Raw genomic sequence first — 19,203 nt, 5'->3', positions numbered from 1 at the left:
GCTCGCACCCCGGGCCCGCCAGCGACCGGCGCGACGAGGCGCAGCATCCGTCGATCATTCCTAGACTTCCGTCGACCGCGCGGCCCGCGAGGACGGAGAGAGCACCGCATGGACCAGTTCCCCGACGTGATGTGGCTGCTCGCGGTCGCGCTCGTGCTCACCGCGCTCGCCCGGCGGTGGGGGTTGTCCGAACCGCTGGTGCTGGTGCTGGCCGGGCTGGCGCTCTCGTTCGTCCCGGGCGTGCCGGACTACGCGATCGACCCCGAGCTGATCCTGAACCTGGTGCTGCCGCCGCTGCTGTACTCGGCGGCGCTGACCTCGTCGGCGATCGGCCTGCGCGCGAACGCCCGCCCGATCGGGTCGCTGGCGCTGGGCGCGGTGCTGGTCACCACGCTGGTGACCGGGTTGGTCGCGTGGTGGCTGGTGCCCGCGATGCCGCTGGGCGCGGCGCTGGTGCTGGGTGCGGTGGTGGCGCCGCCGGACGCGGTGGCGGCCACCTCCATCGGTCGCAGGCTGGGGCTGCCGCGGCGGGTGATGACGGTGCTCAGCGGCGAGAGCCTGGTCAACGACGCGACGGCGCTCACCGCCTACCGGGTGGCGGTGGCCACCGTGCTGGGCACCGGGTACACGCTGGCCGCCGGGGTGGGCGTGTTCCTGCTCGCGACGATCGGCGGGCTGGTCGTCGGCTGGGCGGTGGGCTGGGCGGTGCACCGGGCGTGGCGGGCGCTGGCCGACGGGGTGCTGGAGAGCGCGCTGGGCCTGCTGGTGCCGTTCGCCGCGTACCTGCTGGCGGAGGCCATCAACGCCTCCGGGGTGCTGGCGGTGGTCGTCGCCGGGCTGTACTTGGGGCAGCGGGCGGCGACGGGCAGCGCTTCGGTGCGGTTGCAGGACCGAGCGGTGTGGCTGTCCGCGGACACGCTGCTGGAGGCGCTGGTGTTCGCGCTGATCGGCTTGCAGCTGAGCACGGTCACCGCGGGCGTGGCCGGGCAGCTGGTGCCGCTGGTGCTGGTCGGGCTGGCGCTGACGGCGACGGTGGTGCTGGTGCGCGCGGTGTGGGTGTTCGCGACCTTGCAGCTGCCGGAGCTGCTGCTGCGCCGGGGCGGGGCGCCGCCGTGGCGCTACGGCGCGGTGGTGTCCTGGGCGGGGATGCGCGGTGTGGTGTCGCTGGCCGCGGCGGCGGCGATCCCGCAGTTCACCTCGACCGGTGCGCCGTTCCCGCAGCGCCCGCAGGTGCTGTTCCTGGCGTTCTTCGTGACGTTGGGGACGCTGCTGCTGCACGGGCTGACCCTGCCGTGGGTGATCCGCTCGCTCGGGGTGCGCGGCGGGGAGAGCTACACCGATGCGCTGGCCGAGGCGGAGGCGGCGCACAACGCGGCGCTGGCCGCGCGGCGGCGGCTGGAGGAGCTCTCCGCGGACGATCCGCCGCCGGACGAGGTCACCGAGAACCTGCGGCGCTCCGCGGAACGGCGCAGCCACCGGGCGTGGGAACGGCTCGGCCGCTCCGCCGAGGAGGTCGGGGAGAGCCCCGGCGCCGCCTACCGCCGGTTGCGCGCCGAGATGCTCGCCGCCGAGCGCGAGGTGTTCGTCCGGTTCCGGGACGAGGGCCGCATCGACGACGTGGTGCTGCGCCGCGTGCTGCACGAACTGGACCTGGAGGACGTGATGCTGAACCGGGAGTGACCGCCCCCGGTCATTCCTCCAGGAAGCCGAGCTGGCCGGAGAGCTCCTTGGCGGCCACCGTCATCGCGCCGATCACCTCGCGCATCCGCTTGCGGGAGAACCGGTAGGACGGGCCGGAGGCGCTGAGCGCGGCGACGACTTCGCCGTCGTGCCGGTGCACGGCGACCGCGGCGGCGTTCAGCCCGAGCTCCAGTTCCTCGTAGCTGGTGGCATAGCCGTCGCGCACGATGAGCTCGAAGCCGCCGCGCAGTTCGACCGGGTCGGTGACGGTGCGCGGCGTGTACTGGGCGAGTTCGTCCTCGAGCAGCGCGTCCTGGTCGTCGGCGGGCGCGTGCGCGAGCAGCACCTTGCCGCTGGAGGTGGCGTGCAGCGGGGTGCGCTGGCCGACCCAGTTGTGCGCGGTGACGGAGGCGGTGCCGCGGGCCTGGCTGATGTTGATGGCCACTTCGTCGTCGCGGACGGCGATGTTCACGGTCTCGCCGAGCTCTTCGGCCAGCGATTCGCAGAAGGGCCTGCCGAGCCGGGACAGGTCCATCCGGTCGGTGGCGGCGCCGGCGAGCCGGACGATGCCGAAGCCGATGACGTACTTGCCACGCTCTCCGAGCTGCTCGACGAGGCCGCGGGAGACGAGGACGCTGACCAGGCGGGAGGCGGTGGACTTGTGCACGCCCAGTTCGCCCGCGATCTCGGTGATGCCCGCTTCGCCGTGGCGGGCCAGCAGTTCCAGCACGGTCACCGCCCGGTCAACCGACTGCACGAGGGCGCCGGAACGTTCGCTGGATCGTCCTGCGTTGACCACGGTTCAACCCGTATCCGTTGCGGAGAATTGCCTTGATGAACGATACACGGTGTTGCTGATTACGCAACAACCCGGCCGGGGGTCATCGGGGGCCTGACTCCCGGCGCAGCGGCGGCCACGCTACGGGACCGGACCGGTGCCGCCGACCCCCACCCGGTCACCCACCGGGGGACGCATCGGAACGCGGCGTGCACCCACTGCGGGCCGTTCGCGACGGGTCGCACCGGAACGCGGAAAACCCGATCACTCCAAGGGAATTCGCCCTCCCGTGTGCTTGACGCATCCCTTCCGTCAGGCGCAGTGTTGCGTACAACGCAGCCAGTTGTGAGGAGCGCAACAACCGTCCCGGCGTCCTTCCGGGGCCACCGCGACCGGCCGCGAGCGGGAACGCTCGGACCGAGCCGACCACCGGGTCCGCTTCGGACCCGACACCAGCGTCATGAGCCAGGGGGCGGCACATGGACGGCAGGGCACGAGTGCTCATCGTCGGAGCGGGCATCGTCGGCTGCTCCGCGGCGTACCACCTCGCACGCGCCGGGATCACCGACGTGCTCGTCGTCGACCAGGGACCGCTGTTCGCCACCGGCGGCTCCTCCTCGCACGCCCCCGGCCTGGTGTTCCAGACCAACGCCTCCGAGCTGCTGACCCGGCTGGCCGCCTACACCGTCGAGCGGTTCGGCGCCGCGGAGCTCGACGGTGAACCCTGCTTCCACCAGGTCGGCGGTATCGAGGTCGCGACCACCGCGGAACGCTGGGCCGACCTGCAGCGCAAGCGCGGCCTGGCCGCCGCGTGGGGCGTGCCCGCCGAGCTCGTCGGCCCCCGCGAGGTCGCCGACCGCATCCCGCAGGTCGACGCGTCCCGCATCCGCGGCGGGCTGCACGTGCCCGGGGACGGCGTCGCCAAACCCGTCCGGGCCGCCGCCGCGATGGCCCGCGCCGCCGAAGGGCTCGGCGTGCGGTTCCAGGGCCGTACCGAGGTCACCGGCTTCGACGTGACCGGCGGCCGGGTCCGGTCGGTGCGCACCGACCGCGGCGAGATCGAGGTGGAGACCGTGCTGTGCTGCGCGGGGATCTGGGGGCCGAAGATCGGCGCGCTCGCCGGGGTGTCCATCCCGGTGCGGCCGCTGGCGCACCAGTACGCCGTGACCGGGCCGGTCACCGGCCTCGGCGCCGCGACCGGGCCCGAGGTGGCGCAGCCGATGCTGCGGCACCAGGACGCCTCGATGTACTTCCGGCAGATCCACGACCGCTACGGCATCGGTTCGTACCGGCACCGGGTGATCCCGGTGCGCGCCGAGGACATCGCGCCCACCACCGGTGACGGCACCGAGGCGCCGTCCGGGGGCGGCGGCTGGGCGGGCATGTCCTCGGTGCACCCGTTCACGCCGCAGGACTTCAAGCAGTCCTGGGACGACGCCTGCGAGCTGCTGCCGGTGCTGCGCCGCACCGAACTCGCCGAGGGCATGAACGGGCTGTTCCTGTTCACCGCCGACGGGATGCCGGTGCTCGGGCCGTCCCGGGAGGTCGCCGGGTTCTGGGTCGCCGAGGCCGTGTGGATCACGCACTCCGCCGGGGTGGGCCGGGCGATGGCGGAGTGGATGAGCGATGGCGCGCCCGGCATCGACCTGCGCGCCGCCGACCTGCGCCGCTTCGAGGACTTCGCGCACAGCCCCGCCTACGTCGCCGAGCGCAGCGCGCAGAGCTTCCGCGAGGTCTACGACGTGGTGCACCCGCAGCAGCCGCCCGCGCGGCCCCGCCCGCTGCGCACCGGCCCGTTCCACGAACGCCAGGAACGGCTCGGCGCGGTGTTCCTGGAGGCAGGCGGCTGGGAACGCCCGCACTGGTACGAGTCCAACGAATCCCTCGTGGCGGGGCGGGAAATCGTGCTCCCGGGCGAGTGGGCCGGGCGCTACCGGTCGCCGATCGCCGCCGCCGAGCACCAGGCCGCCCGCGAGCGGGTGGCGCTGTTCGACATGACCTCGCTGGCCCGCGCCGAGGTGCGCGGGCGCGGCGCGCTCGCCCTGCTGCAGCGGCTCACCACCGCGCAGCTGGACCGCTCCCCCGGCTACGTCACCTACACGCTGATGCTGCAGCACGACGGCGGAGTGCGCGGCGACATCACGGTGGCCCGGCTGTCCGAGACCGAGTTCCAGGTCGGCTGCAACGGGCCGCGCGACGTGGCGTGGCTGCAGGCGCACGCCGACGACACCACCTCGGTCCGCGACATCACCGGCGGCACCTGCTGCCTGGGCCTGTGGGGACCGCGGGCGCGGGACGTGCTGGCACCGCTGGCCGACGTGGACGTCTCCGCCGAGTCCTTCCGGTTCTTCCGGGCGAAGCGGCTGTTCGTCGGCGAGGTCCCGGTGACCGCGCTGCGGCTGTCCTACGTCGGCGAGCTCGGCTGGGAGCTCTACACCTCCGCCGAGTTCGGCAGGCGGCTGTGGGACCTGCTGCTCGCGCAGGGCGCCGAGCACGGCATCTTCCCGGCGGGCCGGGCCGCGTTCAACGGGATGCGGCTGGAGAAGGGCTACCGCGCGTGGGGCGCGGACCTGTGGAGCGAGCACGACCCCGACGAGGCGGGCCTCGGGTTCGCCGTGAAACCCGGCAAGGGCGAGTTCATCGGCCGCGACGCCCTGCTGCGGCGCCGCGAACGCCCGGTGCGGCGGCGGCTGCGCTGCCTGCAGATCACCGACGGCGAGGTGCTGATGGGCGCCGAACCGGTGTTCACCGAGACCGGCCGCGACGCGGTCGGCTTCACCACCAGCGCGGGGTACGGGCACAGCACCGGCATGAGCCTCGCCTACGCGTGGCTGCCCGCCGAGCTGGCCGACGCGGGCACCCGGCTGCGGGTGTCGTACTTCGACCGCCGACATCCGGCGGAGGTCGTCGCCGACCCGGTCTTCGACCCCGAGATGGCGCGGATGCGCGCCTGACCCGATCCGTCCACGACTCCCCTCGGGCGATCGCCCGGGTGGTCCGACACCGCTCACACCGAGAAGGAGCGCCGCTCATGACCGTGAATCCGAACCCGGGAATCCTGCAGTACTCCAGGCTGCGCAAGTCGCCGTTCTTCCACGCCTCCCGGCAGCACGGGGTGAGCCTCTACAGCGTCTACAACCACACCTACCACCCGCGCCACTACGGCGACCCGATCGGCGAGTACTGGGCGCTGCTGGAAGGCGTGACGCTGTGGGACGTGGGCGTGGAGCGGCAGGTGGAGATCACCGGACCGGACGCCTTCGAGTTCACCAACATGCTGGTGCCGCGCGACCTCACCAAGTGCAAGGTCGGGCAGTGCAAGTACGTGTTCGTCACCGCCGCGGACGGCGGCATCATCAACGACCCGGTGCTGCTGCGGCTGGGCGAGAACCACTTCTGGCTGTCCCTGGCCGACAGCGACGTGCTGCTGTGGGCGAAGGGCCTGGCGCAGAACCTGGGCATGGACGTGCGGATCCGCGAACCCGACGTGGGCCCGGTGCAGGTGCAGGGCCCGAAGTCGCGCGACGTGATGGTGGACCTGTTCGGCGAGTCCATCTTGGACGTCCCCTACTACTACGCGGTGGACCGCGAGCTGAACGGGATGCAGGTCGTGGTCTCCCGCACCGGCTACACCGCGGAGCTCGGCTACGAGATCTACCTGCACCACGCGAGCCGGGACGGCGTGAAGTTGTGGGAGACGATCTGGGAGGCCGGTCGCCCGCACGGCATGCAGGTCATCGGGCCGTGCCACATCCGCCGCATCGAAGCGGGAATCCTGTCCTGGGGGTGCGACATCACCTACGAGACGAACCCGTTCGAGGCGGGCTACGGGTTCGAGAAGACGTGGATGGTGGACCTGGAGCAGGAGGCCGACTTCATCGGCAAGGACGCGCTGGCCCGCATCAAGGCCGAAGGGGTGGCGCGCAAGCTCGTCGGGGTGCGCATCGGCGGGCCGGGCGTCGGTTCGTTCAACGACGGCAGCATGATCGAACCGTTCGACGTGCACGACCCGCACGGGCTGCGCATCGGCGAGGTCACCTCGGCCTGCCGCTCGCCGCGGCTGGACGCCAACATCGGGTTCGCGATGGTGCCGGTGGCCTACCAGGAACCGGGCACGGAACTCGTGGTGCACACCCAGCACGGACCGCAGGAGGCGCTGGTGGTGGAGAAGCCGTTCCACGACCCGAACAAGGAGATCCCGAAGCGCTTCGAGCGCACGGCGACGGCGTGAGCGAGCGGGAGTCGAGCTGATGGACACCAGCACGCAGCGGCTGCGGGAGATGCTGCTCCGCAGCAGGTTCGAGGTGCTGCCGGTGCGCGGTGCCGCCGAGCGGGCGCGGGTGCTGCCCGCGGACGGCACCGTCACCGTCACCTCCTCCCCGCGGAAGGGCCCGGAGTCCACTTTGGACACCGCGGCGGAGTTGGCGGCGGCGGGACTGCGCGCGGTGCCGCACCTGGCGGCCCGCTCCATCCCGGACCGGGCCCGGCTCGCCGCGCTGCTCGACCGGGCGGCCGAGCTGGGCAGCGATGAGATCTTCGTGGTCGGCGGCGATTCCCCCGATCCCGCAGGGGAATTCCCGGACGCGCTCGCACTGCTGCGGGCGATCGAGGACCTGGGCCGGCGCCCGGGCCTGGTCGGCATCACCGGCTACCCGGAACCGCACGCGTTCCTGCCCGACGAGGTCACGATCGGTGCCATGGCGGCGAAAGCGCCGCACGCCGACTACGTCGTCTCGCAGATCTGCTACGACCCGCAGCGGATCGCCCGCTGGCTCGGCGAGCTGCGCTCCCGTGGCGTCCTGCTGCCGGTGCACGTGGGGCTGCCCGGGGCGGTGGACGTGACGAAGCTGCTGCGGGTGTCGATGAAGATCGGCCTCGGCGAGTCGCTGCGGTTCCTGCGCAAGCAGCACGGCGTGGTGACCAGGCTGCTCGCGCCGTACACCCCGGACGGGTTGGTGGACGGTCTGTCGGCACACTTGGCGGAGCCCGCCCCTGGCATCGCCGGGTGGCACCTGTTCACGTTCGACGAGATCGGCCGGACCGCCCGGTGGCGCGACGACGCCGCGGCCCGGCTCCAGGAGGTTCCCGCATGACAATCCCGTCCGACCTGGACATCTCCCGGGCCACCGCGCTGCGGCCGATCGAGGAGATCGCCGCGCAGCTCGACATCGGCCCGCACCTGCTGGAGCCGTACGGAAAGCAGGTGGCGAAGGTGTCCCTCGACGCCGTCGAGGAGTTCGCCGACCGGCCGCAGGCCAAGTACGTGCTGGTCTCCGCCGTGACCCCCACCCCGCTGGGCGAGGGCAAGACCACCACGACCGTCGGCCTGGGCCAGGGCCTGAAGCAGCTGGGGCACCGCTCGGCGATCGCGATCCGGCAGCCGTCGATGGGCCCCACCTTCGGCATCAAGGGCGGCGCCGCGGGCGGCGGCTACAGCCAGGTGGTGCCGATGGAGGCGCTGAACCTGCACCTCACCGGCGACATGCACGCGGTGACCGCGGCGCACAACCTGCTCTCGGCGATGGTGGACAACCACCTGCACCAGGGCAACGCGCTGGGCCTGGACCCGAACCGGATCACCTGGCGGCGGGTGCTCGACGTCAACGACCGGGACCTGCGCTCCATCGTCACCGGGCTCGGCGGGGCGGCGGACGGCACGCCGCGGCAGACCGGGTTCGACATCACCGCGGCCAGCGAGGTGATGGCGGTGCTGGCGCTGTCGAACTCGCTGCACGACATGCGGAGCAGGCTCGGCCGCATCGTCGTCGGCTACACCGGCGACGGCACCCCGGTCAGCGCGGAGCAGCTGCGCGCGGCGGGCGCGATGACCGTGCTGATGCGGGAGGCGATCAAGCCGAACCTGATGCAGACCACCGAGAACACGCCGGTGTTCGTGCACGCGGGCCCGTTCGGCAACATCGCGCACGGCAACTCCTCGGTGGTGGCCGACCGGATCGCCGGGCACTGCGCGGACTACGTGGTGACCGAGGCCGGGTTCGGCGCGGACATGGGCGCCGAGCGGTTCTTCAACATCAAGTGCCGCAGCTCGGGGATGCGCCCGGACGCGGCGGTGCTGGTGGCGACGGTGCGGGCGTTGAAGGCGCACTCCGGCAACCACAAGATCGTGGCGGGCAGGCCGCTGCCGCCGGAGCTGCTGGCGGAGAACCCGGACGACGTGCGGGCGGGCGCGGACAACCTGCGCAAGCAGATCGAGAACATCCGGCTGCACGGGGTCTCCCCGGTGGTGGCGGTGAACGCGTTCCCCACCGACCACCCGTCGGAGCACGCGGCGATCCGCGAGGTCGCGGAGGCGGCGGGCGCGCGGGTCGCGGTGAGCAGCCACTTCCTCGACGGCGGGAAGGGCGCGAAGGACCTGGCGGAGGCCGTGGTCGAGGCGGCCGAGGAACCGAACCGGTTCCAGCTGCTGTACCCGGATTCCGCCGACCTCCGCACGAAGATCGAGACGGTGGCGCGCAGGGTGTACGGCGCCGACGGCGTGTCCTACGCGCCCGCGGCCGAGCGGTCGCTGCGGGACTACGAGGCGAACGGGTTCGGTTCGCTGCCGGTGTGCATCGCGAAGACGCACCTGTCGCTGAGCTCGGACCCGAAGCTGCTGGGCGCCCCGACGGGCTGGACGCTGCCGGTCCGCGAGGTGCGGGCCTCGGTGGGCGCCGGTTTCGTGTACCCGATCTGCGGGGACATGCGCACGATGCCCGGTCTGGGTTCGCATCCGGCGGCGGAGCACATCGACATCGACGAGCACGGCGAGGTCGTGGGGTTGAGTTGACCGATCTCGACGCGAGCGTGCGGGAGTTCTTGGACGAGGTGGCCGCGCCGACGCCGTCCGCGACCGGCGGTGTCGTCGGCGCGGTCACCACGGCGGCGGCCGCCGGGCTGCTGGCGATGTGCGCGCGGCTGCGGCGGGACGCGGCGCGGGCGTCGCGGGCGGAGGCGCTGCGGCAGCGGGCGACGGAGCTGGCGCAGGCCGATTCGGACGCCTACCAGGACGTGCTGGCGGCGCGGCGGCGCCCGGCGGACGATCCGGGCCGGGCGGCGGCGCTCGCGGCGGCGCTGGCCGGCGCGGCCGGTCCGCCCGCGCGGCTCGCCGAACTCGCCGCCCAGGTCGCGGCGCTGGCGGACGAGGTGGCGGCGGAGGCGGGACCGGCGTTGCGCGGCGACGCGCTCACCGCCGCCGCGCTGGCGGCCGGGGCGGCGCGCAGTGCCGCGGTCCTGGTGCGCATCGACCTCACCGCGGCCGAGGCCGACCTCGCTCCCGCCGACGAGGCCGACGCGCACGCCGCCGACGCGGCCCGCCACCTGTCCTGAACCACGCGGGTGCGTGGCCCGTCCGGACGGGCCACGCACCTGATCAGTCCCAGCTGATCGGCAGCCGGTGCACCCCGTAGATGACCATGTCGGTGCGCAGCGGGACCTCCGCGGCGGGCACGTCGAGCCGCAGCCCGGGCAACCGATCCAGCAGTTCGGCGTAGCCGATGCGCATCTCCACCCGCGCCAGCTGCTGGCCGAGGCACTGGTGCACGCCGTGCCCGAACGACAGGTGCGCGCTGCGCCCGCGGGTGACGTCGAGCTCGCCGGGGTCATCCCACTGCTCGGCGTCCCGGTTCGCCTCCGGCACCGACACCAGGATCGTCTCGCCCGCGCCGATGCGGACGCCGCCGAGCTCCAGGTCCTCGGTGGCGACCCGGCTGATGCCCAGGTGCAGCACCGACAGGTAGCGCAGCAGTTCCTCCACGGCGCCGTCCATCAGCGCCGGGTCGGCGCGCAGCGCGGCGAGCTGCGCCGGGTGCTCCAGCAGGGCGAAGGTGCCGAGGCCGAGCATGTTCGCGGTCGTCTCGTGGCCCGCGGTCAGCAACGTGGTGGCGATGTCGACGAGTTCGTCGTCGGTCAGCGCCGGATCGGCGTCGCCGTGCACCAGCCCGGACAGCAGGTCGTCGCCGGGCGCGGTGCGCTTGCCCGCCACGAGCTCGCGCATGAAGTTCCGCAGCCGTTCCGAGGCGGCCGTCCGCTCCTGCTCGGGCATCTGGATGTTCAGCGAGATCGCCGCGTCGCGCTGGAACCGGTCGCGGTCGGCGTAGTCCACGCCGAGCAGTTCGCAGATGACCAGCGAGGGCAGCGGCAGCGCGAAGTCGGCGACGAGGTCGGCGCTGTTCCCGCGCGCCTTCATCGCCTCGACGAGCTCCACGGCGAGTTCGGTGACCCGCGCTTCCAGCGCGCGCATCCGGCGGACGGTGAACTGGCCGATGAGCATCCGGCGCAGCCGGGTGTGCTCGGGCGGGTCCATGAAGATGAACAGCCCGTGCCGGGCGGGGGCCTGCGCGGCGGCGTGCGGGCAGCCGCCCGCGGCGACCTCTTCCGGGGTGAGCTGCAGCGCGTCGCGGTGCCGGAACCGGTCGGAGCTGAACCGCGTGTCGCCGAGCGCTTCGCGGGCCTCGCGGTAGCCGGTGACGAGCCACGCGCGGGCCCCGTTGAGCAGCGTGATCGGCGCGACGGGTCCGTTGGCGCGCAGCCGGTCGAGCCCGGCGGGCGGGTCGAACGGGACGTCGCCGCGCTGCACGAGTTCCGGGGGCAGCGGGCGGCGCAGCCCGGGGCGGGCCGGGGCGTCGGTGGCCTGGTCGTTCATGGTGAGTCCTGTTCCCGGGCAGCGCGAAGTGCCCGTGGTGGCGGGAGGTTCTCGGTGGAAGCCGGTCGGCTTCCGCCGATCAGCGAAAGCCAGGTCGGTGGGAACCGGTCGGCGGAAGCCGGGTCGGCGGGAACCGGTCGGCAGGAGCGGGTCGATGGGAACCGGTCGGCGGAAGCCGATCAGCGGGAACCGATCAGCGGCCGCCGATCGGGAGCCGGTCAGCGGGCGCCGCTGGGCGCGAGCAGCAGTCCGGTGAGGCCGTCCGTGAGGGCGGTACCGACGAGTTCCCAGTCGGCGGGGGTGCCGGTGGCCGCGGCAGCGCGTTCCTGCTCGGCGCAGGTGTGCAGGACCGCGAGCCGGGCGGTGTCGCGGCGGACCGCGGCGACCTCCGGCGGGAGCGCGGGAGCGTGCTCGGCGAGCGCCGCGTTCGCCTCGGCCAGCAGCGGTTCCATCTCGGGCGCGTGCATCGGCCCGCTGCGCACCACCGGGTCGGTGGCGACCTGGGCGGTGAACCGCGCGCACCAGCCGGGGTTGCCGAGGCTCGCCAGGTGCCGGACGTAGGGCAGCACCATGCAGGCGACGTGCTCGCGCGGTTCCCGCGCACCGCGCGCCGCGTCGAGCATCTCCCTGGTGTGCCGGACGATCGGTTCGCTGTGCGAAGCGCTGATGGCGCGCAGCAGGTCGTCGCGGGTGCCGACGTGGTAGGCCAGCGCGGAGTTGTTGGCCTGCCCGGCGGCCTCGACGATCTGCCGGTTGGACACCTCGGAGAGCCCGCGTTCGGCGAACAGCCGTTCCGCGGTGCGCAGCAGCAGCGCCCGGGTGGCGTCGGCGCGTTCCCGGCGGGCGCCGGAGCGGGCCCCGGTGCGCGCGCCGCTGCGGTTCCGCGCGGGTCGAACGTCCACGGCGGTCATCTTCTCACCACCGCACCGGGACTTCTTCGAGCCCGCCGACCAGGAGCCCTTCGCGTCGGCGCAGGTCGTCGGCGGGGATCGCCAGCTCCAGCCCGGGCACGCGGTCGAGCAGCGCGGCGAGCACGGTGCGCAGTTCGACGCGGGCCAGCGACTGGCCGAGGCAGGAGTGCGGTCCGGCCCCGAAGGTCAGGTGCGGGTTGGGGGTGCGGGCGAGGTCCATCTCGGCGGCGTCGGCGAACGCGTCCTCGTCCCGGTTCGCGGCCTGCATCAGGGCGAGCACGGTGCTGCCCGCTTCGATGGTGGTGCCGCCGACCTCGACGGGTTCGGTGATGTGCCGGTGCATCCCGGTGCTGCCGAGGTTCGCGTCGAAGCGCAGCACCTCTTCGACGGCCGGGTCGACGAGCGCGCGGTCGGCCAGCAGGCTCTCCCAGCGTTCCCGGCGGGACAGCAGCATCGCGGCCATCTTGCCGATCATGTTGGCGGTGGTCTCGTGCCCGGCGATGAGCAGGGCCTGCCCGGTGGCGATGAGCTCGGTCTCGGAGAGCCTGCCGTCGTCGGCGTCGCTGACGGCGGTGAGCTCGGAGAGCAGGTCGTCGCCGGGTTCGGCGCGCTTGGCCCGGACGTGCTCGGCCAGGTAGTTCCACAGCTCCTGCCCGGACTCGCGGACCTCGTCCTCCGTGTAGCGGGTCAGGTTGAGCATGTGGTCGGACCAGTGCGCGAACTTCGCGCGGTCGGCGGCGGGCACGCCGAGCAGGTCGCAGATCACGAACACGGGCAGCGGGAAGCCGAGCGCGGTGCGCAGGTCGGCGGGCGCGCCCTGCCGGAGCATCTCGTCGATCAGCTCGTGGGCGATGCCCTCGATCCGCGGTTGCAGCGCGCGCATCCGCTTGACGGTGAACGAGCGGCTCAGCAGCCGTCGCCACCGCAGGTGCCCCTCGCCCTGGGCGATGGTGCTCGGGAAGGAGCCGTCCTCGGCGTCGTCGAGGGGCCTGCGGGTGAACCGCGGGTCGGCCAGGATCGCGCGCACGTCCTCGTAGCGGGTCAGCAGCAGCGCGTCCTCCCCGACCACGGTGTGCACCCGCGCCACCGGGCATTCCTGTTGCAGCCGCCGCCATTCCGCCGGGGGTTCCAGCGCGGTGGGCAGCGGGAAGGGGAACGGCAGCGGGTCGGTGGTGCCGCTTCCGGTCACGGGGCAGGTGGTGTCGTCGGCTCGCATCGCATCCTCATTAAGAAAGGCGTCTGACTTAAATGCTAGCGTAGCCTTCAGTCGACTGACTGACCAGAGAAGCCCGGGAGGACGCCGTGGAGATCGAGATCGACGAGGACAAGTGCATCGGCGCAGGCCAGTGCGTGCTCACCGCCGAGTCCGTGTTCGACCAGCGCGACGAGGACGGCGTCGTGGTGCTGCTCGACGCCTCCCCCGGCGCCGAGCACCAGGACGCCGCGCGCGAGGCGGCCACCCTGTGCCCCGCCGCCGCGATCGCGATCCGCGCGGACTGACCCGCGCGGGCCGAGCTCAGCCGGCGGTCTCCTCGTCCAACCAGGACAGGTAGGCGGGGTTTCCGCCGACGATCGGCGTCGCGATCACCTCGGGCACCTCGTAGCCGTGGTGCTCCCGCAGGTGCGCGACCAGCGCGTCCAGCCGCGCCGCGGGCGTCTTGACCTGCAGCTGCCACTCCGGGTCGTCCTGCACGGCTCCGTCCCAGCGGTAGAAGCTGCGGATCGGCACCACCTGCACGCAGGCGCCCAGCCGCGCCTCGACGACGCCGCGGGCCAGTTCCGCCGCGGCCCGCTCGGAATCCGTCGTGGTCACGACCTGCACGTAGTCAGCCATGCGCCGAGCGTATCGACCCCGCGCCGCGGCGCGGAAGTTCCCGCCCGGCAGGTGGGCGCGGCGGTGCCGCGGCGGGAACCCGCGGTGCCGCCGCGGTGCCGCGGCGGGAACCCGCGCCGGGAGGACGCCGCTCAGCGGATCAGGCGCCGCCCGCCGTGCTGGCGCGCGGCAGCAGCACGCGCGGCGGCACGTCCAGGTCGTCGGCGGCGCCCGTCTCGATCAGCTCCAGCAGCAGGTGCACCGCGGCCGCGGCATCGTCCTCGACGTCCCGCGACAGCGCCGTCACCGGCGGGGTCACCACCCGGCACAGCATGGAGTCCTGCCAGGACAGCACCGCCAGGTCCGTCGGCACCCGGACGTCGAGCTCGGCGGCGCGCGCGACCGCGGCCACCGCCATCACGTCGTCGTCGTAGACGATCGCCGTCGGCGGCGGATCGGCGGCGAGCAGCCGCGCGGTGGCCCGCACCCCGCCGTCCTCGGTCGCGTCGGCCTCCACCTTCACCAGGTCGGTGCCGAGGCGTTCCCGCACCTCGGCGCGCAGCAGGCCGCTGCGGCGCGCGGTGTGCTCCAGGTCGACCCCGCCCTGCACGTGGCCGATCCGCCGGTGCCCGAGCTCGGCCAGGTGCGCCACCACGGCGCGCACCTCGTCGGCGGCGGCGAAGCGCAGCACCGCCACGTTCGCGACCCGCTCGTGCTCGCCGATCACCACCGCGGGCAGCTTCAGCTCCCGCAGCAGCGGAACCCGCGGGTCCTCGGCGCGCAGGTCGGTGACGATCACGCCGTCCACCCGGCGTTCCGCGGCCCAGGCGCGGTAGGTGCCGAGCTCGGCCTCCTCGTCCGGGGGCAGCGCCAGGTGCAGGCTCAGCCCGTACTCGGCCAGCGCCGCCTCCAGGCCCGCCATCCAGTGCACCACCGACGGTTCGGCGCGGATGTGCTGCGGCGGCCGGGCCAGCACCAGGCCGATCGTGCCGGTGCGGTCGGCGGCGGGCGTCCGCGCCGGTCCCGCCGCGTCCCAGCCGAGCTGGGCGGCGACGTCGAGGATGCGTTCCCGGGTGGCCGCCGACACCCCGGCGCGGCCGTTGAGGGCGTAGGACACCGCGGCCTTCGACACGCCGACCTGGCGCGCGATGTCGATGATCGTGGGCCGTTTCACCGCAGATCCCCTCGTAGCCGTCCAGCGGGACGCCAGCGTAGCGAAGCAGGCCCGCTCCCGGACGCCAGGTGATCAGCCCACCGAGCGGGCGAGGCGACCGGGCCACCCCTGCGGACACCGCTCACCGGACCGAGCAGGCGAGGCGACCGGGCCACCCCTGCGGACACGGCTCACCGGGCCGAGCGGGCGAGGCGACCGGGCCACCCCTGCGGACACCGCCCACCGGACCGGCGAGACGGACGAACGGGCCGCACCCCGAGCGCTCCAGGACCGACGGCGCCCGGCGGCGAGGTTCAGCCGAGGCGGCGGAGCAGCGGCGCCGCGGCCTCGGTGACCACCTCGGACGCCTGCGAGTAGCTCTTCGACGACGGCTGGGTGGACAGCACCGCCACCGCGTAGCGCCGGTCCGGCCCGATCAGCCCCGCGCTGTGCACCGAACGGCGGCCGTCCGAGCAGCACATCCAGCCCGGCTTCACCGCGGCCCGGCGCGTCCCCGCCTTCAGCCCGTACTGCTGGTCGAAGCCCTCCGCAGCGGTGCGCGGCGCCTCCTCCAACGGGCTCAGCACCAGGTCCCGCTCCGCCGCGGGCAGCTCCGGGACCTTGGCCAGCACCGCCGCCACGTCCCGCGCCGAGGTCCGGGTGTCGCCCCACCGGCCGGGCACCTCCGGTGGCAGCGTGCGGGTGAGCCCGTAGCGCACCGCCACCCGCGAGATGGCGCCCGCGCCGTCGAACCGGTCCCAGAGCGCGTTCATCGCCCCGTCGTCGCTGACCGCCAGCGCCCGGCGGATCAGCTCCGCGTCCGATGACGACACCCGCAGGCCCTCGCGGCGGCGTTCCGCCACGTCCATCGCCACCAGCAGCTTCGACACCGAGGCGGTGGTGAACTCCTCGTCCGCGTGCTCCCCGCCGACGGCCGCACCGGACTCGCGGTCCAGCACGGCCACCGCGACCGTGCTCCCGGAGAGCCGGTCGGCGTACTCGTCGACCTGCCGCACCGCCGACCGCACCGCCGGGTTCGGGCTCGGCCGGGCCCGCGCGGGCGCGTCCGGATAGCCGGCGCGCGACACCCACCACTGGCCGGACTCCTCGTGCGCGGTCCGGTCGCCCTGGCCACCGCACCCGGCGGTGGTCACCGCCAGCAGCACCGAGCAACCGAGCAGCGCGAGCGCGCGCCGGAACCGACGATCGGAATGATCCATGCGGGACCCCATGACTCCGAGGCCCGGCGGGAGGGCCGGGCCGTCGGACGTGCCTCCAGCACGCTAACGCCGCCGCGAGCTCGATCGCAGAACTCGGCCCGGCACGCGCGAACGCCCCCGCCTGGGCGGGGGCGTTCGACGATCGTCGTGGTGTCCTCGGGTGTCAGCCGCCCTTGCGGTTCTCGCCGAGCTCCTCCGCGATCGGGTTGGCCGGTGTCTCGCGCTGGTGCTCGGCGAGGCCGGGCCGGACGTGCTGCCGGTCCTCCTTCGCCTTGTCCGCGTCGGACTGGCCCTCCTCATCGGCCTTGTCCAGCGGCACCGAGCGCAGCACCTCGCCGACGTTGTCGTAGTCGGCCAGCGGCAGCGCCCGCAGCGCGTCCACCGTGCCCTGGTCCACGCCGTTGTTCCGCGCGAAGGCGACCAGGTCTTCCTTGCTCGCGGGGAAGTCGACCGTGGACAGCGACTTCTGCACCGTTTCCCGCGTCGTCGTCATGCTTCTCCTCTCACGCGTCCGTGTAGCGCAGCACCGCGCCGATGCCGTCGGTCAGCTTCACCTCGTCCGGGTCGACCAGCACCAGGTCCGCGTCCGTGCCGGCCGCCGACCAGACGACCGCCGCGCTGGCGGGCGCGCTGCCGGGGCTGGACACGCCCATGTCGGTGAGCTCCCGCTCGTGCAGCGCCACCTGGTTGGGGACGGGACCGACGTGCAGCCAAGACACCGATTCCGGCGATCCCCACAGCACCGTGCGCACCTGGCCGCGCTGCAGGGCGGCGAGCACCGCGGTCCAGCCCTCCGCGGCGCGCTCGTCGCGGCCGCGCTGCTGCTCGAACTCGCGGACCGCCTCGTCCACGTGCGCCGACACGGCGGCGTCCACCGTCTCGGCGACCTCGCCGCGCAGGCCCTCCGCCGAGTCGCCCTGGTCCAGGTGGCCCGCATCGGTCTGCGCGGTGCGCTCCCGCACGCCGCCGGGCAGGTTGTCGTGCACCAGCTTCCGCTGCTGCGGGTCACCGGCGAGCACGACGAGCTCGGCGCCGATCCGCATGGCCTGCTTGCCGATCTCCTCGGCCGCGTCCTTGGCGTTGCGCAGCCACTGCTCCTCGACCTTGTTCTGGAAGCGCTGCTCGTTGAGCTCGTCGGCGCCCGCCGGGGCCTTGTGCACCGGGTGGTCGCCGCCCTGCACCCGGCGGGTGCGGGGTTCGGCGCCCGCCGCCACCACCGTCAGCTCCGCGTCCACGTGGTCGACCAGGGCCACCACGTGCGGGATGCGGGATGCTCGCAGCCGCAGGTACGGCAGCAGGTGCGGCAGCGTGCCGAAGTGCACCTTCTCGTCGTCGGAGGCGTCGTCCGGCGGCTGCGGCAGCTCCTCGCCGAACACCACCTCGCCCGCGGTCGCGACCAGCACCTGGCCGCGGTGGCCGATCCGGTACTCGTGGCGGTCCACGGTCTCGTCCAAGGCGCGCAGCGTCGCCTCGTCCGCACCCGCGTCCGCCAGCCGCTCCCGGGCCGAGCGCCACCGCAGCTGCACGGCCTTCGCGGCGTCCTCGGCGTCCGCCGACGTGTCCAGGTACACCGTCGCGAACGGGCCCTGGTACCCGTAGACGTCTTGCAGGAACGCGAGTTTCATCGACTCCTCCGCTCTGCCACCTCGATCACGCGCTGCGCGCCTGCGCGCGGTGCCTTCCCTCGGCGACCTCTTCGACGACCTTCGCGCAGAACGCGGGCAGGTCGTTCGGGTTCCGGCTGGTCACCAGCCCCGAGTCCACGACGACTTCCTCGTCGACCCAGTCGGCGCCCGCGTTGCGCAGGTCCGTGCGCAGGCTCGGGTAGGACGTCAGCCTGCGGCCGCGCACCACGTCGGCCTCCGCGAGCAGCCACGGGGCGTGGCAGATCGCGGCGACCGGCTTCTGCTTCGCGAAGAACTCGCCGGTGAAGCGCACCGCGTTCGGCACCTGCCGCAGCGCGTCCGGGTTGGCCACGCCGCCCGGCAGCACCAGGCCGTCGTAGTCGTCCGGGGACACCTCGGTGACGACCTTGTCCACGGTGAACGTGTCGGCCTTCTCCAAGTGGTTCCGCCCCTGCACCGAACCCGGCTGGATCGACACCAGCTCCGGGCGGCCGCCCGCCTGCTCGACGGCCTTCCACGGTTCGGTCAGCTCCACCTGCTCGATGCCGTCCGGGGCCACCAGGAAGGCGACCTTGGCACCGTTCAGGTTCGCGGTCATCGTGCACACCTCCTGCAGATCGTCGCGGCGGGCCGGTTCGCGCCTCGCCGCTCAGCCGTGCCCTACCCGGCGCGCCGAGGCGGCAAACGGACAGGCTGTGCCGCGCAGGCCCGTCCGGGGCTTAGGGTGACCATCGCCGGCCACGATCAAGGAGCTCCGATGCGCCCAGGCGACACCGTCGACGACTTCGCACTGCCCGACCAGCACGGCACCGAGCGCAAGCTCTCGGAGCTCCTCGACGGCGGCACGGTGGTGCTGTTCTTCTACCCGGCGGCGATGACCTCCGGGTGCACGGCGGAGAGCTGCCACTTCCGGGACCTGTCGGCGGAGTTCGCCGAGCTCGGCGCGCACCCGGTCGGCATCAGCACCGACCCGGTCGCCAAGCAGGCCACCTTCGCGCGGACGAACTCCTTCGACTACCCGCTGCTGTCCGACCGGGAGGGCGTGGTGGCGCGGCAGTTCGGGGTGAAGCGGCGCTTCGGGCCGCTGCCGGTGAAGCGGCACACGTTCGTCATCGGGCCGGACCGCACCGTGCTGGAAGTGGTGCGCAGCGAGTTCAACATGGCCTCCCACGCCGACACCGCGCTCACCTACCTCCGCGAACAGCGCGGCGCCTGACCCGCGAACCCGAGCGGGCCCTCCGGTCAGCGTCTGTCAGCGGCGAAGCCGCTGAGCGGCGACCACCTCATCAACCGGCACCGCCGCGGGTTCTCAGCGGGATTCTCGCGAGGACAGCGTTTTCTCCTGTGGCGGAGCCACCGGTGAAAACGATCCCGCAGCGAGA

18 protein-coding genes are annotated in these 19,203 nt (G+C 73.5%); 8 read left to right on the top strand and 10 right to left on the bottom strand.

The features are described from left to right. Window positions 1–108: 108 nt before the first annotated feature. Window positions 109–1,680 carry a Na+/H+ antiporter gene (locus tag ABZ805_RS21635; RefSeq protein ID WP_358443122.1) on the top strand — a complete coding sequence of 524 codons (1,572 nt, stop codon included), beginning with the start codon at window positions 109–111 and terminating at the stop codon, window positions 1,678–1,680. 10 nt (window positions 1,681–1,690) lie between these two features. Here ABZ805_RS21635 and ABZ805_RS21630 read toward each other — a convergent pair whose 3' ends face one another. Beyond that, complete coding sequence (locus ABZ805_RS21630) at window positions 1,691–2,437, bottom strand: IclR family transcriptional regulator (protein ID WP_358443119.1); 747 nt, start codon at window positions 2,435–2,437, stop codon at window positions 1,691–1,693. A 500-nt stretch (window positions 2,438–2,937) separates the two neighbouring features. Between ABZ805_RS21630 and ABZ805_RS21625 the strand changes: the two genes are divergently transcribed. From ABZ805_RS21625 to ABZ805_RS21605, 5 genes are all read left to right on the top strand, one after another. Continuing rightward, the gene (locus ABZ805_RS21625) at window positions 2,938–5,412 is read left to right on the top strand and encodes an FAD-dependent oxidoreductase (RefSeq protein ID WP_358443116.1); all 2,475 of its coding nucleotides are present in this window, start codon (window positions 2,938–2,940) and stop codon (window positions 5,410–5,412) included. A 77-nt stretch (window positions 5,413–5,489) separates the two neighbouring features. Next, window positions 5,490–6,689 (top strand): glycine cleavage T C-terminal barrel domain-containing protein, encoded by a 1,200-nt coding sequence (locus ABZ805_RS21620; protein ID WP_358443113.1) that lies wholly within the window; start codon window positions 5,490–5,492, stop codon window positions 6,687–6,689. A 19-nt stretch (window positions 6,690–6,708) separates the two neighbouring features. Continuing rightward, entirely contained in the window at window positions 6,709–7,551 is an 843-nt protein-coding gene (locus tag ABZ805_RS21615; protein ID WP_358443110.1) for a methylenetetrahydrofolate reductase, read from the top strand. After that, a complete protein-coding gene (locus ABZ805_RS21610) occupies window positions 7,548–9,245 on the top strand; it encodes a formate--tetrahydrofolate ligase (protein ID WP_358443107.1) in 1,698 nt (565 codons plus the stop codon). Before ABZ805_RS21615 ends, ABZ805_RS21610 begins: the two co-directional genes overlap by 4 nt. Then, window positions 9,242–9,784, top strand: coding sequence for a cyclodeaminase/cyclohydrolase family protein (locus tag ABZ805_RS21605; protein ID WP_358443104.1), 543 nt, complete (start codon window positions 9,242–9,244; stop codon window positions 9,782–9,784). The genes ABZ805_RS21610 and ABZ805_RS21605 overlap by 4 nt, the downstream gene beginning before the upstream one ends. Window positions 9,785–9,827: 43 nt before the next feature. Here ABZ805_RS21605 and ABZ805_RS21600 read toward each other — a convergent pair whose 3' ends face one another. The 3 genes from ABZ805_RS21600 to ABZ805_RS21590 form a co-directional block, all read right to left on the bottom strand. After that, window positions 9,828–11,099, bottom strand: coding sequence for a cytochrome P450 (locus ABZ805_RS21600; RefSeq protein ID WP_358443101.1), 1,272 nt, complete (start codon window positions 11,097–11,099; stop codon window positions 9,828–9,830). Between the two features lie 218 nt (window positions 11,100–11,317). Then, on the bottom strand, window positions 11,318–12,010 hold the full coding sequence (locus ABZ805_RS21595; RefSeq protein ID WP_358443098.1) for a helix-turn-helix domain-containing protein: 693 nt from the start codon (window positions 12,008–12,010) through the stop codon (window positions 11,318–11,320). Window positions 12,011–12,014: 4 nt separating this feature from the next. Beyond that, window positions 12,015–13,226 (bottom strand): cytochrome P450, encoded by a 1,212-nt coding sequence (locus ABZ805_RS21590; protein WP_358443095.1) that lies wholly within the window; start codon window positions 13,224–13,226, stop codon window positions 12,015–12,017. An 86-nt stretch (window positions 13,227–13,312) separates the two neighbouring features. Here ABZ805_RS21590 and ABZ805_RS21585 point away from each other — a divergent pair, with 86 nt between their 5' ends. After that, on the top strand, window positions 13,313–13,510 hold the full coding sequence (locus tag ABZ805_RS21585; RefSeq protein ID WP_358443093.1) for a ferredoxin: 198 nt from the start codon (window positions 13,313–13,315) through the stop codon (window positions 13,508–13,510). Window positions 13,511–13,526: 16 nt separating this feature from the next. Here the strand turns inward: ABZ805_RS21585 and cutA are convergent, their stop codons facing one another. The 6 genes from cutA to ABZ805_RS21555 form a co-directional block, all read right to left on the bottom strand. Then, complete coding sequence (cutA, locus tag ABZ805_RS21580) at window positions 13,527–13,844, bottom strand: divalent-cation tolerance protein CutA (RefSeq protein WP_358443090.1); 318 nt, start codon at window positions 13,842–13,844, stop codon at window positions 13,527–13,529. Between the two features lie 139 nt (window positions 13,845–13,983). Then, window positions 13,984–14,997, bottom strand: coding sequence for a LacI family DNA-binding transcriptional regulator (locus tag ABZ805_RS21575; protein WP_358443087.1), 1,014 nt, complete (start codon window positions 14,995–14,997; stop codon window positions 13,984–13,986). A gap of 293 nt (window positions 14,998–15,290) precedes the next feature. After that, the gene (locus ABZ805_RS21570; protein ID WP_358443085.1) at window positions 15,291–16,196 is read right to left on the bottom strand and encodes a serine hydrolase; all 906 of its coding nucleotides are present in this window, start codon (window positions 16,194–16,196) and stop codon (window positions 15,291–15,293) included. 163 nt (window positions 16,197–16,359) lie between these two features. Then, complete coding sequence (locus tag ABZ805_RS21565; RefSeq protein ID WP_358443082.1) at window positions 16,360–16,689, bottom strand: DUF2795 domain-containing protein; 330 nt, start codon at window positions 16,687–16,689, stop codon at window positions 16,360–16,362. A 10-nt stretch (window positions 16,690–16,699) separates the two neighbouring features. After that, window positions 16,700–17,821, bottom strand: coding sequence for a hypothetical protein (locus ABZ805_RS21560; RefSeq protein WP_358443080.1), 1,122 nt, complete (start codon window positions 17,819–17,821; stop codon window positions 16,700–16,702). 25 nt (window positions 17,822–17,846) lie between these two features. Continuing rightward, window positions 17,847–18,419: a type 1 glutamine amidotransferase domain-containing protein gene (locus ABZ805_RS21555; protein ID WP_358443078.1), complete on the bottom strand. Its 573-nt coding sequence runs from the start codon at window positions 18,417–18,419 to the stop codon at window positions 17,847–17,849. A 159-nt stretch (window positions 18,420–18,578) separates the two neighbouring features. Between ABZ805_RS21555 and ABZ805_RS21550 the strand changes: the two genes are divergently transcribed. Continuing rightward, window positions 18,579–19,037, top strand: a complete 459-nt coding sequence (locus tag ABZ805_RS21550) for a peroxiredoxin (RefSeq protein ID WP_358443075.1) — start codon at window positions 18,579–18,581, stop codon at window positions 19,035–19,037. The last annotated feature ends 166 nt before the right edge of the window (window positions 19,038–19,203 follow it).

The sequence above is a fragment of the Saccharopolyspora sp. NPDC047091 genome (genome assembly GCF_040643635.1).
Taxonomy (GTDB): domain Bacteria; phylum Actinomycetota; class Actinomycetes; order Mycobacteriales; family Pseudonocardiaceae; genus Saccharopolyspora_C.
The sequence above is the reverse complement of the archived record's forward strand: the minus strand, read 5'-3'. Positions and strand labels throughout refer to the sequence as shown.

Bases quoted from the DNA above. Each gene is read 5' to 3' on its own strand.
- ABZ805_RS21635 (WP_358443122.1), top strand. From the start codon at position 109: ATGGACCAGTTCCCCGACGTGATGTGGCTGCTCGCGGTCGCGCTCGTG.
- ABZ805_RS21625 (WP_358443116.1), top strand. From the start codon at position 2,938: ATGGACGGCAGGGCACGAGTGCTCATCGTCGGAGCGGGCATCGTCGGC.
- ABZ805_RS21620 (WP_358443113.1), top strand. From the start codon at position 5,490: ATGACCGTGAATCCGAACCCGGGAATCCTGCAGTACTCCAGGCTGCGC.
- ABZ805_RS21615 (WP_358443110.1), top strand. From the start codon at position 6,709: ATGGACACCAGCACGCAGCGGCTGCGGGAGATGCTGCTCCGCAGCAGG.
- ABZ805_RS21610 (WP_358443107.1), top strand. From the start codon at position 7,548: ATGACAATCCCGTCCGACCTGGACATCTCCCGGGCCACCGCGCTGCGG.
- ABZ805_RS21600 (WP_358443101.1), bottom strand. From the start codon at position 11,099: ATGAACGACCAGGCCACCGACGCCCCGGCCCGCCCCGGGCTGCGCCGC.
- ABZ805_RS21595 (WP_358443098.1), bottom strand. From the start codon at position 12,010: ATGACCGCCGTGGACGTTCGACCCGCGCGGAACCGCAGCGGCGCGCGC.
- ABZ805_RS21590 (WP_358443095.1), bottom strand. From the start codon at position 13,226: ATGCGAGCCGACGACACCACCTGCCCCGTGACCGGAAGCGGCACCACC.
- cutA (WP_358443090.1), bottom strand. From the start codon at position 13,844: ATGGCTGACTACGTGCAGGTCGTGACCACGACGGATTCCGAGCGGGCC.
- ABZ805_RS21570 (WP_358443085.1), bottom strand. From the start codon at position 16,196: ATGGATCATTCCGATCGTCGGTTCCGGCGCGCGCTCGCGCTGCTCGGT.
- ABZ805_RS21565 (WP_358443082.1), bottom strand. From the start codon at position 16,689: ATGACGACGACGCGGGAAACGGTGCAGAAGTCGCTGTCCACGGTCGAC.
- ABZ805_RS21560 (WP_358443080.1), bottom strand. From the start codon at position 17,821: ATGAAACTCGCGTTCCTGCAAGACGTCTACGGGTACCAGGGCCCGTTC.
- ABZ805_RS21555 (WP_358443078.1), bottom strand. From the start codon at position 18,419: ATGACCGCGAACCTGAACGGTGCCAAGGTCGCCTTCCTGGTGGCCCCG.
- ABZ805_RS21550 (WP_358443075.1), top strand. From the start codon at position 18,579: ATGCGCCCAGGCGACACCGTCGACGACTTCGCACTGCCCGACCAGCAC.